General features: G+C 64.5%; 17 protein-coding genes and 1 tRNA gene. 7 read left to right on the forward strand and 11 right to left on the reverse strand.

Annotated features, from left to right (window positions below; translation table 11 throughout):
* Positions 1-178: 178 nt before the first annotated feature.
* The 4 genes from ACFXKN_RS32770 to ACFXKN_RS32785 all read right to left on the reverse strand — a co-directional run bounded on the left by ACFXKN_RS32770 (position 179) and on the right by ACFXKN_RS32785 (position 3,541).
* Complete coding sequence (locus ACFXKN_RS32770) at positions 179-973, reverse strand: nucleotidyl transferase AbiEii/AbiGii toxin family protein (protein ID WP_379434694.1); 795 nt, start codon at positions 971-973, stop codon at positions 179-181.
* A gap of 110 nt (positions 974-1,083) precedes the next feature.
* The gene (locus tag ACFXKN_RS32775) at positions 1,084-1,800 is read right to left on the reverse strand and encodes a type IV toxin-antitoxin system AbiEi family antitoxin domain-containing protein (protein ID WP_378970305.1); all 717 of its coding nucleotides are present in this window, start codon (positions 1,798-1,800) and stop codon (positions 1,084-1,086) included.
* Positions 1,801-1,921: 121 nt separating this feature from the next.
* Entirely contained in the window at positions 1,922-2,545 is a 624-nt protein-coding gene (locus ACFXKN_RS32780; RefSeq protein WP_379434697.1) for a class I SAM-dependent methyltransferase, read from the reverse strand.
* Between the two features lie 132 nt (positions 2,546-2,677).
* Positions 2,678-3,541: an NAD(P)-dependent oxidoreductase gene (locus ACFXKN_RS32785; protein ID WP_379434699.1), complete on the reverse strand. Its 864-nt coding sequence runs from the start codon at positions 3,539-3,541 to the stop codon at positions 2,678-2,680.
* Between the two features lie 98 nt (positions 3,542-3,639).
* Between ACFXKN_RS32785 and ACFXKN_RS32790 the strand changes: the two genes are divergently transcribed.
* Positions 3,640-3,999 carry a winged helix-turn-helix transcriptional regulator gene (locus ACFXKN_RS32790; RefSeq protein ID WP_378970324.1) on the forward strand — a complete coding sequence of 120 codons (360 nt, stop codon included), beginning with the start codon at positions 3,640-3,642 and terminating at the stop codon, positions 3,997-3,999.
* Position 4,000: 1 nt separating this feature from the next.
* Here ACFXKN_RS32790 and ACFXKN_RS32795 read toward each other — a convergent pair whose 3' ends face one another.
* The 7 genes from ACFXKN_RS32795 to ACFXKN_RS32825 all read right to left on the reverse strand — a co-directional run bounded on the left by ACFXKN_RS32795 (position 4,001) and on the right by ACFXKN_RS32825 (position 9,979).
* Positions 4,001-4,411: a DUF4189 domain-containing protein gene (locus ACFXKN_RS32795; protein WP_378970329.1), complete on the reverse strand. Its 411-nt coding sequence runs from the start codon at positions 4,409-4,411 to the stop codon at positions 4,001-4,003.
* Positions 4,412-4,778: 367 nt separating this feature from the next.
* Positions 4,779-6,014, reverse strand: coding sequence for a helix-turn-helix domain-containing protein (locus tag ACFXKN_RS32800; protein WP_378970336.1), 1,236 nt, complete (start codon positions 6,012-6,014; stop codon positions 4,779-4,781).
* Between the two features lie 536 nt (positions 6,015-6,550).
* Positions 6,551-7,729, reverse strand: coding sequence for a hypothetical protein (locus ACFXKN_RS32805; RefSeq protein WP_378970352.1), 1,179 nt, complete (start codon positions 7,727-7,729; stop codon positions 6,551-6,553).
* Positions 7,730-8,053: 324 nt separating this feature from the next.
* The gene (locus ACFXKN_RS32810; RefSeq protein WP_378970355.1) at positions 8,054-8,401 is read right to left on the reverse strand and encodes a hypothetical protein; all 348 of its coding nucleotides are present in this window, start codon (positions 8,399-8,401) and stop codon (positions 8,054-8,056) included.
* A gap of 228 nt (positions 8,402-8,629) precedes the next feature.
* A tRNA-Thr gene (locus ACFXKN_RS32815) sits at positions 8,630-8,701 on the reverse strand.
* 78 nt (positions 8,702-8,779) lie between these two features.
* Complete coding sequence (locus ACFXKN_RS32820) at positions 8,780-9,016, reverse strand: MbtH family protein (protein ID WP_022565839.1); 237 nt, start codon at positions 9,014-9,016, stop codon at positions 8,780-8,782.
* A gap of 129 nt (positions 9,017-9,145) precedes the next feature.
* Positions 9,146-9,979 carry an alpha/beta fold hydrolase gene (locus ACFXKN_RS32825; RefSeq protein WP_378970360.1) on the reverse strand — a complete coding sequence of 278 codons (834 nt, stop codon included), beginning with the start codon at positions 9,977-9,979 and terminating at the stop codon, positions 9,146-9,148.
* 175 nt (positions 9,980-10,154) lie between these two features.
* On the opposite strand from ACFXKN_RS32825, the gene ACFXKN_RS32830 reads away from it, so the two are divergent.
* The 6 genes from ACFXKN_RS32830 to ACFXKN_RS32855 form a co-directional block, all read left to right on the forward strand.
* Positions 10,155-10,313: a hypothetical protein gene (locus ACFXKN_RS32830; protein ID WP_379434703.1), complete on the forward strand. Its 159-nt coding sequence runs from the start codon at positions 10,155-10,157 to the stop codon at positions 10,311-10,313.
* Between the two features lie 44 nt (positions 10,314-10,357).
* Complete coding sequence (locus tag ACFXKN_RS32835; protein WP_378970942.1) at positions 10,358-11,887, forward strand: trehalose-6-phosphate synthase; 1,530 nt, start codon at positions 10,358-10,360, stop codon at positions 11,885-11,887.
* Positions 11,888-12,025: 138 nt separating this feature from the next.
* Positions 12,026-12,736 (forward strand): response regulator transcription factor, encoded by a 711-nt coding sequence (locus ACFXKN_RS32840; protein WP_378970374.1) that lies wholly within the window; start codon positions 12,026-12,028, stop codon positions 12,734-12,736.
* Positions 12,733-14,148, forward strand: a complete 1,416-nt coding sequence (locus ACFXKN_RS32845; RefSeq protein WP_379434705.1) for a sensor histidine kinase — start codon at positions 12,733-12,735, stop codon at positions 14,146-14,148. The genes ACFXKN_RS32840 and ACFXKN_RS32845 overlap by 4 nt, the downstream gene beginning before the upstream one ends.
* 740 nt (positions 14,149-14,888) lie before the next feature.
* On the forward strand, positions 14,889-15,065 hold the full coding sequence (locus ACFXKN_RS32850; RefSeq protein ID WP_379434707.1) for an MbtH family protein: 177 nt from the start codon (positions 14,889-14,891) through the stop codon (positions 15,063-15,065).
* A gap of 235 nt (positions 15,066-15,300) precedes the next feature.
* On the forward strand, positions 15,301-17,969 hold a 2,669-nt coding region (locus ACFXKN_RS32855; RefSeq protein WP_379434709.1), incomplete at its 3' end, for an amino acid adenylation domain-containing protein.

A 17,969-nucleotide genomic window follows, 5' to 3' on the forward strand; every position in this document is an offset into this window, starting at 1 on the left:
AGCCCTGCCGACTACGAATCCGCTCACGCGCCCGATAACATGGCTCAAGCCGCGTAATCACAAACCCCCGTGTCCAGTTTCCGGGGTCAAGGCCCCCCACTCCCCGAACCGATTCGGTCAGGAACTGATCGGGGCCTCCCGGTCGAGCACCGACCTTTCGCTTGAAAAGACAAGCGCTCTACACCCAGAGTGCCCGTTCAGGGCTCCACTCCTCGCCGGTTTCAACCTCGGGAAGCGAACCAAGGATTCGGTTGTAGCAACGACCTGCGACCGCGATGGCCGTTTCGAGGTCATGGTGGTCCGAAGCCAGCGGGCTCTTCTTCGCCTCGGACGTCCAGCCGCGATTCCAATCCGGGCCAGGACTAGTGAGCGTGACCGGCAGTGTGCCGATGCCGCGCGCGGCCCGCTCACGTTCGACCGCCGCGACCGCCAGTCGGAGGCTGATCGGCAGGAACATGCTGACGAGCAACAGGTCGACAAGATCGCGGTACCGGCCGGACGATTGAAGCGCACGCGTGCCGTAGATCTCGTACATCGCGCAGATTTTGTCTGCGATCTGGTCGACGAGCGGGTAGAGCTGGACGTCGGTTTCCGGCGGAAAGTCGTCGGTATCGATCAAGCGTGGGATCGACTTCCGCTCGACTGGTCCAACTAGTTCTCGCCGTGCGCCGACGATATCGATACTGAACGTATCGAACGTTGTGCTACCGAGTAGCGCGCCGACGGTGACCCGTGCACCTTTCCCGTTGCTCAGCGCCACTGGTTGGCCAACCTCGAAACGGAAGTGATCAATGCGGTGGTCGCGAACCACGCGACGTAGCTCAGCAACCGGGTCCGCAGCGTCTGACGCGACCATCAGGTCAATGTCACGGCTGTATCTGGCGTGCGGAAGACGCACCATCATCCCGACCCCGCCCTTGAGGATCCACCCCTGCGGGTCGGCGTCGAATACACGCGCGAGGAAGCGGGACATCACGAAACTCCGCTTCACTGTGTTGAATTGCTGGCCGTTCTCCTTAGCATGAGTCTTCAGCCGATGGGTGATGCTAGTTCTGACGGACTGCGGGGACCGCTCCACTTTGCTCACCTCTCTGAAGTAGGTCTCGCAGCGGCGCGCGCTGCGATCTCGGCCAGTGCCACGGTGTTTGCCGATACACCGGCCTGTTCGATCAGTGCTTCGAGGAATCCGTCACCGTCGAACGGGCGGTAGCCGTAGCGGAATGCGTGCGCCGCCAGCACTGTGACGACGTCCTCGGTAGCAACCAGGCTGCGGGTAAGCGCTTCGCGAACAACTGTTGCCAGATGACCGGCGTCCACGAAGGCAGCCGCCAGGTCATCGATCGTGCGGACCGGAGTTGTCACAGGTAGTCCGTCGACAACCTGCCAGTCGTCACGGACGAGCTCCCCGCGGTGTACTTCGATATCGGGTAGTGCGAGCCGGATCCGGCGGGCTGCGGTCAGCTCCACTACGTCGGCGTCGAGGTCACCCAGCTGGTGCATCTCTGCCGCGGTGCGATGGGATAGGACACCGGTCGGTACATCCTGGTCGAGGCGCTCCCAGACGACTCGCGCCGGATCGATCGCGATCCAAGCAACCCGTTTCTCCTGATGCTCGTCATAAGGAAATCGCGCGACCCGGTACAGGCCGTGGTGCAGTCGTTCCAGTACGCCGGAATCAGCCATCTGCTTGAGCTGCTGGGGTGTCACACCAGCTATCGAGCGTGCCTGCCTGCTGGTGATCAACCCCCGCTGCTCATTGGCGAGTCCCACCACCTCTGCGGCACGACTGGTTGTAGACATGGCACGATAATAGCCAATTCTGACCACTTTTGTGCCAGATATGGCTATTATCGTGCCATATCCAGTCCACAGGGAACGGGACATGGGCAGCACGCCGGGCGAACCCCGAGCGCTGGCTTCGTCAGTCGGCTGCGGTCTCCTGTTGCAATCCCAAGTAGCTCCAGTGCACGTCTTGCCGACCATGCGGGTCTGCACGCTCGCTGAGGTGCACAACGCTCAGACCATGGCCTCGGGCGAGCTCGATCGTCTCGTGTGCCGAAACGTGGAACATCCGCCGTCCGGCCGGGACGGGGCCGTGGCGCAGGGAGAGGATCACCCGCCCCTCGAAGGCAAGCAAATCGGCGATCCTCTTCATCGCTGACGACCGCTGTGGTTCATCCAGATGCATCCACACCGCCGTCAGAAGGATCACGTTGAAGCGTGCGCCGCGACTGCGAAGAATCCGCATTTCGGGCAGCGAGTCGTCGACCCATTCGATGGCCCGGCCGACATGGATCTGTTGACCAAGGGCTCGAAGTTCCGCGGTGGGCTCAGCGGCGACGACCACATGCCCCTGGCCTGCCAGTGCGGCGGCATCGCGGCCGCTGCCTGCGCCGATGTCGAGGATCGCGCTGGGCCGAGAGGGGAACAGGTGCAGTACGTCACAGTGAACATCGGCGAAGGAGACGCTCTCGTACTGCTCGGCGAGCGCGTCGGCGGCTTCACCATAGCCAGCGGTACTGGACAGGGCCTTCGGATCGATCATTCGTCAACGCTAGCGATCCCACGTGCCCTCGGCATCGGCGAACTCGACCCATGCACCCCGCAATTCTGCGCGTCGTCGAGCACCGTGGCGGTCGAGCCATGCTGCATGCGGGGCTACCCGCGGCACCGCAACTCAGCGACGCAACAGGTCTACGACACCCGTGTTGGACTCGTGCCCGCCGCCCTCGGCGACCCGCCGCTCCATCAGTGCCATGAAGGGCGTGAGCAGCTCCGGACTGACGCCTTGTTCGGCGGCGGTGCGCAGCAACGTGCCGTTCGTCGTGACCATCATCGCCAGATTCGATTCGACACCCTCGGCGTAGTCGCCACTGGCCAGCTGGGCGGCGGTGCCGTACGCGTAGCCGGCCATCGCCTGCTGGTAGCCGACCATGAAGGGCGCGAAATCGACCGGTGCGATGTCCTCCGCGCGGATCAAGGCGAAGCCGTGCGCGGCGCCGGCGAACATGCCCCACATCGCGCTGAGCAGGGCGATGTCATACAAGGCCGCGAAACCGGCATCGGTGCCCACATACTTGACCCCGGCGGGCACGGCCAGGGCTTCGGCGTTGACCTCGTGCAGGTGTGCCGAACCGCTGTAGAAGACGTACGCGCCGGACTCGGCGACACCGATCATCGACGGCACAGCCATGATCCCGCCGTCCAGAAAACGCCCGCCGCGCGAGGTAATCCAATCGGACAGTTCGCGAGCCTCGGCGGGAGTGCTGGTGGTCAGGTTGACGATGTCGCGCCCGGTCAGGTCTATGCCGTCCAAGGTCGCGCGCACCGACGCGTCGTCGAGAAGACAAACGACGATCAGCGAGTTCGCGGCGATGGCGTCAGCCGCGGTCGCGGCGACGGTCGCCCCCTCTGGAGCCGGTCGGGCACTGCGATTCCAGACCGTGACGGCGTACCCGTCGGCGAGCCAGGAGCGGACCAGGGCCGAGCCCATATCGCCGAGGCCGAGGACGGTCAGTGACTTCTTCGAGTGATCGGACATGAGCAATACTCTTGGCGAGCCACCCGGGCCGAACAAGTACGCACAGCGAAGTGGGTACGTACTTCCGGGTAAGAGAACAGCAGGTGAAAGGGGCATTCGTGCCGATCACACGCAGGCCGGGCGCGTACACATGCGGACTCGACGCCACCCTGTCGGTCCTGAACGGCAAGTGGAAGATGATGATCCTGTGGCCGCTGAGCGAACGCCCCCACCGCTTCGGTGAATTGCGCCGCCAGGTACAGGGTGTGTCCGAGAAGGTCCTCACCACGCAACTGCGGGAGCTGGAAGCCGACGGAATCGTGCACCGCGAGGTGTTCGACGAGGTCGTCCCGCGCGTCGAGTACTCGCTGACACCACTGGGCGTGTTGCTCAACAACGCGCTGCTTCCGCTGGAAGCCTGGGGCCGTGAACATCTCATGGAGACACCGCGCGCCGAAGGTGCGGTCAGCGGGAACTGAATCAAGGCAGGGTGCAGGCGTAGGCGTGATCGAACGAGCCGGCGCTTCCGGTGCCGGTGGGGAGGTTGCGGATGGCGTCTGCGTGCGCCTCCCCTGGGGTCGCCCCTTTACCGAAGCCCAAGATCGGGAATCCTGCGACGATCGCGAGCGGACTCGTCGCGACCGCACCGCAGCCGTTCGCGAACGTCACCACCATCCGGCAGTCGATGATGCCTTGACCCTTGCACGCCCGGTCGGCGGCTCGAATGGCGTCGGCTTCCGTCGGGTGGTTGACCGAAAACGCGTAGACGTTGCCCCACACGCTGAGGGAAGCGGCGCCCCAGTTGACCGGGTCGGCGGCGGCGGGCGGGGCCGCGAGGACGGCAGCGGCGCTCACCGAGAGCGCGGCGACCGCAAAGGACTTGTTGAACATGTGGTGTGTGCTTCCTCTGCGCGCCGACTAGGGTGCGGCGATCGCATGGAAGATACCGCAGCGCATGAACGCGAGGTGGCCCCAAAGTTTTGGGGCAGCCGCCCTAGCAAAGTTGGGGGCGTTGCTCCCAGCGCTGACCTCGCCGAAAACAAAAGCGCCCGACCTGTTTGGCCTTTCCTAGGTCGGGCGCTTCTCGAGCCCCCTGTCAGGATTGAACTCACGGGTCAGTCCTGGCAGGGGGCCTTTTCATGTCCCGACCAGCGGAAACAATGTCAGTGGTGATCACCGGTAATCACCCGTGATCAGTAGAGATTGCGTCCAAAGTGAGGCCACCGGATACCCGTACTGACCTGCGCTGTACAGCACCTCACGAAGGCACGACGCCGACCCGTTGCGCCAGCTTCCCGAGATCACCCGTCGTCAGGTCGCGCCGCACCGTCCGCATCATGTGCCCGACCAGCTCGCGCACCGGTGACATGCTCCGGACATGCTGGGGGGCGGCGTGCTCTGCGCGCAACAGGGCATACAGCGAATCGCGGTAGTTCTTCTGCATGGCGTACGCGCGGCCCGTCTCCACGAAGTACTGAGCACGGCGGCCATCGTTGGGCAGATCGACCGGCGAGAGCGTCGGTGCCAGGGCGAGCACCTCACCGGGCTCACGCCGTTCCATCGCCGCCGACATCCGCCACAAGGCCACGTTCGCCGGGCCGAACGACTCATTGCGCGCCACCGACGTGCTCGGCATGGCATCAGCCAATCGCGCCGCCTGGTCGGCCGCTTCGGCTAGGTAGGGCTCGGGGTCACCGCCCATCGTGGCCGTGACGATCGAACTCTGTAGGTGGAGCATCCCCAGCGTCTCCACATCGCCCACGGTGCGCACATCGGCGGCGACCCGCTCGGCGGTCTCGGTCGTGGTCGCCAGGGCGGCAGGCAGCGCACCAGGGCGAGACAAAAGGATCTGGCCCTGAGCAAATGCGGCGGCGGCGATCGGCGCGGCCCCGTCCACATGGGCGGCAGCGCGCTCGGATTCCTGCGCGGCGTTCCAGGCAAGGGCGTGGTACCCGCGTGCTCGCAGCGCCGACGCGACGCCGTAGGTCACCGTGCTCAGAACATCCCACGCGCGCTCGGCGCTACCGGCGTCGGCGTCATGAACATGACGGTAGGCATCGGTCAGCATCGGGGCCAGCATCGGCCCGAGCGTCGCGTAGTCGCAATCGTGGCGCAGCTTGGTAGCCGTGCGGGTGAGCGCGGCCAGTTCGTCCAGAGAGCGCGGCAGCGCGGTGTCGGTGGTGTTGCCGCGCGACCACAACACTGTCTCCAGATCAGGAACAGCGGCATGGAATCCAGCCGTGGACGGGTCGAGCTTGTCTTGCTCGTGGTTGGTCAGATCACCGATGGTGACCCCGAGCGCCGCCGCCAGGGCGAGCAGCGTCCGGCGTGAATCGATCGGCCGTTCGCCGTTCTCATACTTCGCGATTGCCCCACGGCTCACCCCCGTGCGATCGGCCAGCACCTGTTGCGAGATACCGCGCCGCGCTCGGATGGCGCGCACCTGTTGCCCGATGAACCGGTCGGCGTCCATATCCGCTCCCGTCGAAGACACCCGGAAAACACACATGCTACGTGCGAAGTGTGTCCCGTACCGGGACAGTGCGCGACCTCCGCACTGGCACAGTCGATTCAGCCCCGCCGCCGGGTACCGAACCGGCCCGGTACCGGTTTCCCGGCTGCGGGCGCATTCGACACCCGACCCACCAGGGGGACCGATGAGCAAGGCGACGACGGACCGACTCACCCAGTTGAGAGAGCGCGCCGCGCGCCGCTCGCTGTCTATCCGCTACGCACCCGAGCCGCCGTGGGAATGGGAGCTGTCGAACCCCTGGCGCGTGGTTGTGTCCGGGTCGCTGGACGACATAGAGGCATGGCTCACCGCAGCCGAGAGTAACGGCCGATGATCACCATCGGGTTCGTCGTCGCGATCGGCCTTCCGTTGGCCGTCCTCGTCGGCGTAGTGCTCTGGCCCGAGCGGTGAGGTAGCACCGTGTCCTGGCTCGATGGATCTGGTCCACTACACGTCCCCGGACGTGCGGTGGACCAGGCTCAGCTCTTCCAGGTCGCGGTGCCCGACCCGGTCGTTCTTCAGGCATCGGGAGCAGCAGCGGCGCGCAATCCAGCGTATTGCGGGAATCTGACCTGCAGTGCGTCATCGAACGCGGTGATCCGTTGCGCGGAATCACGGTTGGGATAATTGCCCGCAGCGATATACCAATTCATCAGCGCCGCAGCCCGATCCGTTCGTCCGTTGAGTAGGCAGGCCACCACAGTTGGGCGCAACGCCCATGTGTTCCGCAACGGCGGTGATCGAACCACAGCGATCAGGCTGCCGAGAGTCTCGTCGACGGTGGTGAACCATGCCGCGACCTCCCGTTCGGCGAACGAGACGAACTCCTGTACGGATCGCTCGACCTCGGCCGGACTACCCAACCGGCTGGGCTCGCGATCACGGCCCAACACCGTCAGGTGGGTGCTGCGAAGCCACGTCGCCGACTCCCTGTCCAGCCACGCCTGAGCGGGCAACTCGCACAGCAGGTCATTGACCTGTTGCGCCATGACCCAGACACTGCCATCGATCACAGCGCCACCGTGTTGGTGGCGGGCGATGCTGACATGCAGATCTGGCGTCATCCCCGCCACAGCGATTCCGCGATTGACGAACCGGGCACTCACATAACACTGCTCGCGGACTTCCTCGACTGCGACCAAATCGAAGCCCGCCGCATCAAGGGCCTCAGTAAGGCGCGTGAACGCCAGATCTGGCAGATCCCGGTACTCCGGATGATCCAAGATCTCGAAGGCGCCCTCGGTCAACGAGCTACCGTATTCGTAGCCGACCAGGCTCGCGGTCAGGCCGATCACGGGGTCGAACTCCCACTCGTCCGGGTCGTCGGACTCGGTGATCGCGGCAAGGACGGCCTCAGCTTCCGGCGGCAGCTGGCCGATGATCTCCAGCTCTTCGTAGGCATCGATCAGCCACTGCCGCCGGCCGTCGTGCCATCCGGTTGCGCTGTTGCCGCCACCGTTATTCACGGCATGGGTGACAATCTCGCAACCGGCCGACAAAGACACCAGATCGACACCCTCGGCCCATTCCGCGTCGGCGCAGGCCTCGACCAGGAACCATCCACCAGGCAAGGTGGCCGCCGAATATGGCGCCGACGACGTCGACCGGGTTTTACCGGTACCGACTAGCCCCAACGCGGCACAGACGGCCTCCGACGACTTTCCGCGCACGGCAATCCATGACGTGTTGTATCCCACGATCCCTCCCCGGTCCCACTTCGATCAGCCGTTCGTGACGTTACAGCGCGCACCGGCACCCACGCAGCGCTGCCAGGAAGTACCTCAGTGCCGCCCCGTCCGCGCCGACATCGTGGGAGCTGAATCCAATCGCGTACGCGAGTTCCGACGCCGCGCTGAACGCTTCGGCTCGAACATGAGCATCGGAGAACCGCGACCGGAGCAGGATCTCCTCACGCGCTTCATGGCGTTGAGCCGGTCAACGGCGATCGGCCGAGGAAAGGCCCTCGACGGCGGCGCGTTCACGCGGTCGTCGAGGGCCTTTCACGTCGGAGCGATGCTCCGCTACCTGGCTGCGACCATCGACCAGCTGTAGTAATTGGCAATGCTGCGAGGCGCCACCGTCGCCACCGGCGCCCCGGTGCAGTCCGGGGTAGAAAACACCAGAAGTGTTCGGTCGCTTCGGTTCTCGTAGGTCACCTCGCGCGGGAAACCGCTGGCCCAGCATCGGTCCAGGTTCTCGATCATCAGCTTACCGTCGAGGATCGCCCATTGACCCTCCGACGACCCGGTCGGCAGCGGCATCGACGACCCGGTCGGCAGCGGAATAGGAAAGGCAGCGGCGGAGGGGGCACCAACCACCGCTGCGGCGAGGGCCAGCGCCCCGACGAAAGACATGCTTGCGCGCTTCATGAGCCGAATGCTACAAGCATTCACGAACACTGTCGTCCCCAAAAAAAGGCTAGGGGAGGCACGAAGCGATGACGCTGGATGTCTACGCCGACTTGGTCGATGACGATGTGGACGCCGTGGCCGAACGACGGGAACAGAGTGCGTCCACAGTGCGGCCAAACGCCGGTTCACCGAAGGCGGCTAGCGCGCAAAAAGGCCCTGACCTAGGTCAGAGCCTTTTTTGAGATGAGCCCCCTGTCAGGATTGAACTGACGACCTTCGCTTTACAAGAGCGGTGCTCTACCACTGAGCTAAGGAGGCGGGTGGTGCGCGACTATCTTAGCCGCGCACGCCAACCGCGTGACACCGGATTGGGGTGTCACGCGGAGGCGGAGGAGATCAGGACTGGGCGCGGGCTGCGTCGTCGGCGGCCATCGCGTCACGCAGGCTCTTCGGCCGCATGTCGGTCCAGTTCTTCTCGACGTACTCGACGCACGCTGCCCGGCTTTCTTCGCCGAACACGACACGCCAGCCCGCCGGGACCTCCGCGAACGCGGGCCACAGGGAGTGCTGCTCTTCATCGTTGACCAGAACGAAGAAGCGGCCGTCCTCGTCGTCGAAGGGGTTGGTGCTCATTTCACCTCACTGGATACTGGCGCTGTGTACAGGATCACTGCGCGGCCGCGAAGCCACGAGCGTTGTGTCGACCCTAGCAAGGCATACGTTACTGGTAGGGAGTTACCCAATGCTGCCTCGCCTCCCCGATCAGGCGGCGAAGAAGTCGAGCAGGATCTTGTTGACCGCCTCGGGACGCTCCAGGTAGCCGTAGTGACCCGTATCCGGAACCTCCTGGTAGCGGGCGCCGGGAATGGCCTCGGCCACCTCGCGCGACAGGTACGGCGGAATCATCCGATCATCGGCGAACCCAATTGCCAAGCAGGGCACCGTAATCGAACGGTAGGCGGCGACCCGATCGAACTCGTGGTCCATTGCCCGCTGCGCCCGAACACCGGGTGAAAGAGCTCCGACGGTGAACTCGAACAGGTCGAGCCAGTCGCGCGCCGCATTGGTGTCGGCCATCGTCGCCGGCGACAGATTCATCACCGCGCTCAACGCCGCCTCGAACTTCGCGGGCAGCTTCACCGCCGAGGCATCGAGGTCCTGCTCACCGGCCGACAGCGTCTTCTGGAACTGATCCAGCCTGCCGTGACCGGCCATGAACACAGCCTTGCGGACCAGATCGGGCCGGGCCAGCGCCAGCTCCTGAGCCACCCGCGCACCCATCGACGTCCCCGCGATCAGCGCGGGGCCCTCGCCGAGGAACTCGATCAGCGCGGCGGTATCGGCCACCAGCTCCTCGATCCGCATTCCGCCCGCGGCCTCGAAAGACGGCGCGATCCCACGATTGTCGAACACGCAGACCCGATAACCCGCCGCGACCAGCGCGGGAACCTGGTGCAGCTCCCACACTCGGCCGGGCGATCCGGTCCCCATGATCAACACCACCAGCGGACCACCGCCCTTGACGTCGGTGCCCTTGGTACGGTCGCCCTTGACCTGATAATTCAGTGCGATGCCGTTCACCGTGGCCAGTGGCATGAAACAAACCTCTCTGCGGGGTCAATCGTGTACTACCCCCACGGTAACGGGACCGCCACGACACGGCACCGGGGCGGGGTGTTACGCGTCGCTACTTCATCGGCCGTGCGCCGGCGCCCGATAGTATTGATCACTCGCAGGTAGAGCGCAGGGAAACCGGGAGGACGAACCCATTATGGTCGCGAAGAGCACCGCCAACGACATCGCCGACGACGAGCTCGCGCCGCTTGCCGACGAAACCGCCCGCCAGGCACAGAAGGTCGTCGCGGCACACGCCGAAGACGCCGGCGAGTGCCGCATGCTGCTGTCCATGCTCGGCATCGCTCCCGCCTGACACAGCGCACCCCTGCGACGCATAAGGATGCGTGAGTGGACCAAATGATCGATCAACCGTCCAACGACCGTCCGTCCGAAAGCAGCGAAACCCTCGCACCGACCGGTGCGGGTTCGGGATTTGTTGTCGTCGCCAACCGGCTGCCGGTCGACCTCGAGCGCCTGCCCGACGGCACCACCAGGTGGAAGCGCAGCCCCGGTGGGCTGGTAACCGCGCTGGAACCGGTGCTGCGCAGCAACAAGGGCGCCTGGGTCGGCTGGGCCGGTGTGCCCGATGTCGAGGTCGAACCGATCATCGAGGACGGGCTCGAGCTGTATCCGGTGCCGCTCACGGGTCAGGAAGTGCAGGACTACTACGAAGGGTTCTCCAACGGCACGCTGTGGCCGCTGTATCACGACGTGATCGTGCGCCCGGTGTACGACCGGGCCTGGTGGGCGGCCTATGTCGAGGTCAACCGGCGGTTCGCCGAGGAGACCGCGAAGGTGGCCGCCGAGGGCGCGACGGTCTGGGTGCAGGACTACCAGCTGCAGCTGGTGCCCAAGATGCTGCGCATGCTCCGCCCCGATCTGACCATCGGTTTCTTCCTGCACATCCCGTTCCCGCCGGTCGAGCTGTTCATGCAGATGCCGTGGCGCACCGAGATCGTCGAAGGCCTGCTCGGCGCCGATCTGATCGGTTTCCACCTGCCCGGCGGCGCGCAGAACTTCCTCTACCTGGCCCGCAGACTGGCCGGTCAGCCCACCTCACGTGGCACCATCGGGGTTCGCTCGAAGCTGGGTGTCGTGCAGGTCGGTTTCCGCACGGTCCGCGTCGGCGCGTTCCCCATCTCGATCGATTCGGCCGAGCTCGACGAGTCGTCCCGGCGTCGGTCGGTGCGCGAGCGGGCCGCGAAAATCCGTGCCGAGCTGGGCAATCCCAAGAACATCATGCTCGGCGTCGACCGCCTCGACTACACCAAGGGCATCGACATCCGGCTCAACGCGCTGCAGGAACTCCTCGAAGAGGGCCGCGTCGACCCCACCGAGACGGTGATGGTCCAGCTGGCCACCCCCAGCCGCGAACGCGTGCAGAGCTACATCAAGATGCGCGGCGATATCGAACGCCAGGTGGGCCGGATCAACGGGGAATTCGCCCGCGTGGGCTACCCGGTCGTGCACTACCTGCACCGTCCGATCCCCCGCGACGAGCTCATCGCCTTCTTCATCGCCGCCGACGCCATGCTGGTCACGCCCCTGCGCGACGGCATGAACCTGGTCGCGAAGGAGTATGTGGCCTGCCACAGCGACCTCAACGGCGCCCTGGTGCTGAGCGAGTTCACCGGTGCCGCGGCCGAGCTGCGCCAGTCCTACCTGTGCAACCCGCACGACCTGGACAGCGTGAAGGACGCGATCATCGGCGCGCTCGACGACGATCGCGACACCAAGCGCCGCCGGATGCGGTCCCTGCGCCGTCAGGTGCTCACCCACGATGTCGAACGCTGGGCGCGCGCCTTCCTCGACGCGCTGTCACACGGCAATATCGCCGGTTCGGCCCTGATGAGCGACGAGCAGACCTACCCCGCCGACCAGCGCTGAGCCACACAGCGACCTCACAGCGTCGGTCCAGCCACTTCCCAGCCCGGTGGTGGAGCATGGGGGCATGAACGGTCAGCGCCCGGCGCAGGCAGCTCGCGTAACCGCGCACGGCGCCCGAGCATGCCGGAAGAGCAGAGCATGAGTGCTGGTGGCGTGCCCGAAGCGCGGGTGCTTGTCGTCGACGATGAACCGATGATCGTCGAACTGCTGGCGGTGAGCTTGCGCTACCAGGGGTTCGAGGTGGCGACGGCGGCCGACGGCGCCGAGGCGCTGGATCGGGCGCGCACGTTCCGGCCGCAGGCGCTGATCGTCGACGTGATGATGCCCGGCATGGACGGCTTCGGCCTGCTGCGCCGGTTGCGCGCCGACGGGTTCGACGCGCCGGTGCTGTTCCTGACCGCGCGCGACGACGTGGACGACAAGATCACCGGGCTCACCCTCGGCGCCGACGACTACGTCACCAAGCCGTTCAGCCTGGAGGAGGTGGTGGCGCGGTTGCGGGTGATCCTGCGTCGCGCAGGCCACGCCGAGCCGGCGAAGGCGAGCACCCGGTTGCGCTTCGCCGACATCGAACTCGACGACGACACGCACGAGGTGTGGAAGGCGGGCGAACCGGTCGCGTTGTCGCCCACCGAGTTCACGCTGCTGCGCTATTTCATGGTGAACGCGGGCAGCGTGCTGAGCAAACCTCGCATCCTCGATCACGTCTGGCGCTACGACTTCGGTGGCGAGGTGGGCGTGGTGGAGACCTACGTGTCGTATCTGCGCAAGAAGGTCGACACCGGCGAGCAGCGGTTGATCCACACGCTGCGTGGGGTCGGCTATGTGATGCGTGAGCCGACGCGGTGAGCAGACTCCCGCTGCGGGTGACCTTGGTGCTGATGCTGGTCGCGTTGGCCGGATTCGGTTTGGTCGCTTCGAGTTTCGTGGTGACCAAAGCGTTGGAGAACTCGCTGCAGAACCGCACCGATCAGCAGGTACAGGACGCGGCGATGGAATGGGAGCGCAGGGTCGGGCTACCCGCACCGAATCTGCCCCCGCCCTCCTCGGAGTCCGGCCAGCCACCCGGGCGCTACTTCGTGACGGCCCGGAGCACGGACGGCAGCCGAGAAGTACTTCTCGACAACGTCTTCGGTACGGATGCCAAGCCAGATCTCCCCAACCCTCCCGCACTGCGACCGGTCACGGTCGGCTCGCTGGACGGCTCGGACGATCAATGGCGGGTGGTGACCGTCGATGGCCATCGTGCGACGGCGACGGTCGCGTGGCCGCTGGCCGAGAACATCGAGATAGTACGCAAGCTCGTTGTGCTGCAATTGGTTGTCGGCGCGATGGTGCTGCTCGCGTTGGCTATCGCGGCCTATTTCGTGGTGCGCGGCAGCCTGCGCCCGCTCCACCGGGTCGAAGCGACCGCGGCGGCGATCGCGGGCGGCGAGCTACATCATCGAATCCCCGTGCGCGGCAACGTCACCGAGGTCGACCGGCTATCCCGTTCACTGAACAGCATGCTGACCCAGATCCAGCAGGCTTTCGCCGCGACCGAGGCCTCCGAAACCGCCGCGCGCGAATCCGAGGCGAAGATGCGCCGTTTCGTCGCCGACGCCAGCCACGAACTACGCACACCCCTGACCACCATCCGCGGCTTCGCCGAGCTGTACCGCCAGGGCGCGACTACCGACCCCGCGATGTTCATGAACCGCATCGAACACGAGGCCCAACGCATGGGCCTGCTGGTGGAAGACCTGCTCATGCTGGCCCGCCTCGACGCTCAACGCCCCGTCGAACTCGGCCCGGTGGACCTACTGGCGCTAGCGGGCGACGCCGTGCACAGCGCCCGCGCGGTCGAAGCCGCGCAAGGACAACACCGCCCGATCACCCTCGACATCGCCGAGGGCACCGGCACCCTGGAAATCCTCGGCGACGAACATCGCCTGCGCCAGGTCCTCAGCAACCTCCTCGACAACGCCCGCACCCACACCCCCGACGGAACGTCGATCACCGTCCGCCTGACCCCGGCCGCCGACGAGGTAGAGATCGAGATCGTCGACACCGGCCCCGGACTCGACCGGGCAGCAGCCGACCACGTCTTCGAACGCTTCTACCGCGCGGATTCCTCGCGCACCCGCGCCAGTGGCGGCACAGGTCTGGGACTGTCCATCGTCCAAGCCATCGTCACCGCCCACCGAGGCACCATTGCAGTCACCAGCACCCCGACCGTAGGGACTACATTCGCCGTCCACCTACCTCGCGAACAGGCCTGACGGGTTGCGGTCAGACTTGCAGCAGCACGGCGGCGGTCGTCACGACGTACTGATCGGCCAGGCCGCCGCCACAATCCAATACGCCCTCCTCCGGCGGTGTCGTGACCAAGAGTCAAGCAACCGACTCCGAGACTTCCGGGGACATCAGGGTGCGCCTTAAACCCCGGGGCGGTTCAATTCCTCTGGCCACCATCGGGGACTTGCCGATGGCCGTTGACAGCCGCCGGGAAACCCCGCCCTGGCAAACCTCTCGCTACGTCACTCGGCGCCGCAGAATCCACGCCGACGGCTTGGCCCTGCTTATCGGCTCGCCGAGCGCCCGGCGAGCATGCGACTCGCCAGAGCGCAGACGCAGCGTTCGGCCTCGTCACGGCCATCAGTCGCCGACCTGACCGGAACGAAGACGGGGTCAGCCTCACCGAATCATGCAGCAGCCCTGCGACTTTCGCGCTGTTGACGGTTCACATGCCGCGTGTTACTCTCGCTCTCGAAACGAGGCAAGCAAATGCTTGGTTGGGGGGAGTGGGGTGCATAAGAAGCAAGTCAGATTTGCCAAATCATCTATCCGGGGAAACAAGCCGTAGCATTCTTTTGGCGGGCGATCCCTATTCGAGCCGCGCCATGGAATATCTCATTTTTCCAGCTGGACCGGCCCGGCCGAACGCACCCTTCGCGGTCGCCCAAATCTTTCAAAGACCGCAATCCTGAAACTAGAAATTCGGCACTTAAAAAGGCGGACAATGTCTAATCCATTCGATAACGAAGACGGCATCTTCGTGGTTCTTCGAAATAATCTGGGCGAATACTCGCTGTGGCCCGAGTTCTCGACAGTGCCGGACGGATGGGCCGTCCAGATCGAAGGCGTTTCCAGGGCAGATGCTATTAGCTACATAGATCAGCATTGGGCTACCCTGTAGCGGGACTCCCACATCGGAAGCACCGAATCGGCCGGATAGTAGCCGATGGGTCTTCACCACACATACCACAGCTTGATCTAAGAATCTCCCACGCTCGACCATCAATGCCGGAGATTCTTCAAGTTGCCAGTCATCAAGAATTCCCGGACTTGCTGAATGTTTCTGCCAATCGCTCATCCGGCCGTCCTGCGTAGATTACGAGCTAAACATGTCAATTCAGCGTCAGACTTTCCCCTTGACCGGATCTCAACTGGATGTGTGGCTAGGCCAGCAGATAGTTGGACGCGACGGGGCTGGATGGATCATCGGGCTGCTCGTGATCATTGATGGCGAATTCAGTCATCAGATGATGGATCGTGCGATCGAGCAGGCATTGCAGGAGTCGGACCCCGTCCGGGTGTCCATCTTCGAATCGAACGGCGTCGTCTACCAGCAGATGGACGATGTGCCCGATGGCCAAAGCTGGCCGCTGGTAGATCTCCGGTCGAGCTCTGATCCGCAGGCCGAGGCGCTCGAGTTGGCCCATATGGAGGCGAACAGGCCGATGCCGTTGGCGGGCCAACTGTATCGGTTCGCGTACTTCAGGACGAGTGACGATCAGGTCTATGCCCTCTTTTCGACGCACCACCTTGTTCTGGACGGCTTTGGCGCAACACTACTCACGCATCGAATCTTCGAGAATTATGAGCGCCTGGTAGCGGGTCTGAAGCCCACGCCGAACCCCTTCTCGAGTCTTGCCGATCTGGTACGGTTGGAAACTTGTTATGAAGAGTCGGACGAATATGCTCTGGATCGTCGCTTCTGGCTGAACGAACTCAATCTGCTGGAATCCGGTCGAAATACCAATCCAGGCCTTCTTCGGACATCCCCCGATGGCGTGCCAGACACGTCGCTTCGGACCGAAGCAATTCATACTCCAGAACCGACACTGCTCGACGAGTCCTTGGTATCAGACCTAAAACAAATTGCCGATAAGCACGGCGTGCGATGGACCACCATCTTGCTGGCGTCGGCAGCTTTGTGCCTGTCCCGCGACTTGGGCAGACAAGACATAATCTTGGGCATCCCGGTTGGCAGGCGAACGCTTCCGGAATTGAAGTCTATTCCGGGAATGTTCTCGGGTATCGTTCCTTTGCGGATTGCCGTCGATGGCAACAGCGGTTTCATCGAATATGTGAAGAGCGTCAGCGATCGAGTTCGAGAGTGCGCTCGTCATCAGCGCTTCCCCGTGCGCACGCTCGGGTTCGCCGAGCTGGACTTGATTGTCAACATTCACCCGAGTTTCCCGCCATTCGTCGGCGCGGCCGGGAAATGGAAGTTCGACTATCTGAACTTCGGCGAAATCGACACTTTTAGTCTCGCCGTCATGGATAGTACCGGCGACATCACGCTTCGGCACGCCGGCGCGTCCGAATATGCCGACAACCGCACGTTCGCTGATCTGGTGAGTCGGTTGCGCCGGGTCCTCGACGCGGTGGTGGCCGATCCGCAGCAGCGGGTGTCCTCGATCGAGGTGTTCGACGAACATGAACTGACCCAGCTGGCGGCGTTCTCGAACCGCGCGGTGCTGACCGAACAGACTGCGGCGGTGTCGATCCCGGAGCTTTTCGCCGCGCAGGTGGGACGAACACCGGACGCGGTAGCGCTGGTCTTCGAACAACAGTCGTGGACGTATTCTGAACTCGATGAGGCATCATCACGCCTCGCGCGCCTGCTCATCGATCGAGGTATCGGTCTCGGTGATGTCGTCGCGTTGATGCTGCCGCGGTCAGCCGACGCGATCGTGTCGATCTTGGCTGTACTCAAGGCGGGGGCGGCGTATCTGCCGATCGACGTGCGGCATCCCGACGAGCGGGTCGGATTCATGCTCGCCGACGCGACACCGGTCGCGGTCATCACCGACCGGAAGTACACGTCCCGGCTGACCGGCTACGAACTGCCGGTCATCGATGCCACCGATCCCGCACCCGCCACCACAACCGCTGCACCACTGTTGATTCCGTCGGCGTCGGCGCTGGCGTACGCCATCTACACCTCCGGCACGACCGGCACTCCCAAGGGCGTCGCCGTCACCCACGAGAACATCACCCAGCTGTTCGCCGCAGTGTGCGACTCGGGGTTCACCCCGCAGGCGGGACAAGTGTGGAGCCAGTTCCACTCGTACGCATTCGATGTCTCGGTGTGGGAGATGTGGGGCGCGCTGCTGTTCGGCGGCCGACTCGTCGTCGTCCCGGAATCAGTCGTGCGATCACCGATCGACCTGCACCGACTGCTGCTCGACGAGCAGATCACCGTATTAAGCCAGACGCCGTCAGCGTTCCACGCCCTGCAAGCAGTCCAGGAAATGCAGCCGGATTCACGACTGCCCGAACTCGAAACGGTCATCTTCGCTGGTGAGTCGCTGGAACCCTACCGGCTGGCTTCGTGGTGGAACCGGTACCCGGACTCACCACGACTGATCAACATGTACGGCACCACCGAGACCACGGTGCACGCCTCCTACCGGGAACTCGATCAGGCGGACGCGAACGGCCGCGTGAGCCCGATCGGTGTCCCGCTGAGCAATCTCGCCTTCTTCGCGCTGGATGAGGGACTTAGCGAAGTGCCCATCGGCGTGGTCGGTGAGCTGTACATCGCAGGTCGCGGGCTCGCCCGCGGCTATCTGCGCCGCCCTGGACTCACCGCCTCACGATTCGTCGCCTGCCCATTCGGACAAACCGGTTCCCGCATGTACCGCACCGGCGACCTCGTCCGCTGGAACACAGACGGCGACCTGGAATACATGGGACGCACCGACGACCAGGTCAAAATCCGCGGATTCCGCATCGAACTCGGCGAAGTCGGCGCCGCACTCGCCGACGTCACCGGAGTCGAACAAGCCATAGCCATCGTCCGCGAAGACCA

It is taken from the genome of Nocardia sp. NPDC059195, assembly GCF_042754695.1.
Classification (GTDB): Bacteria; Actinomycetota; Actinomycetes; order Mycobacteriales; family Mycobacteriaceae; genus Nocardia.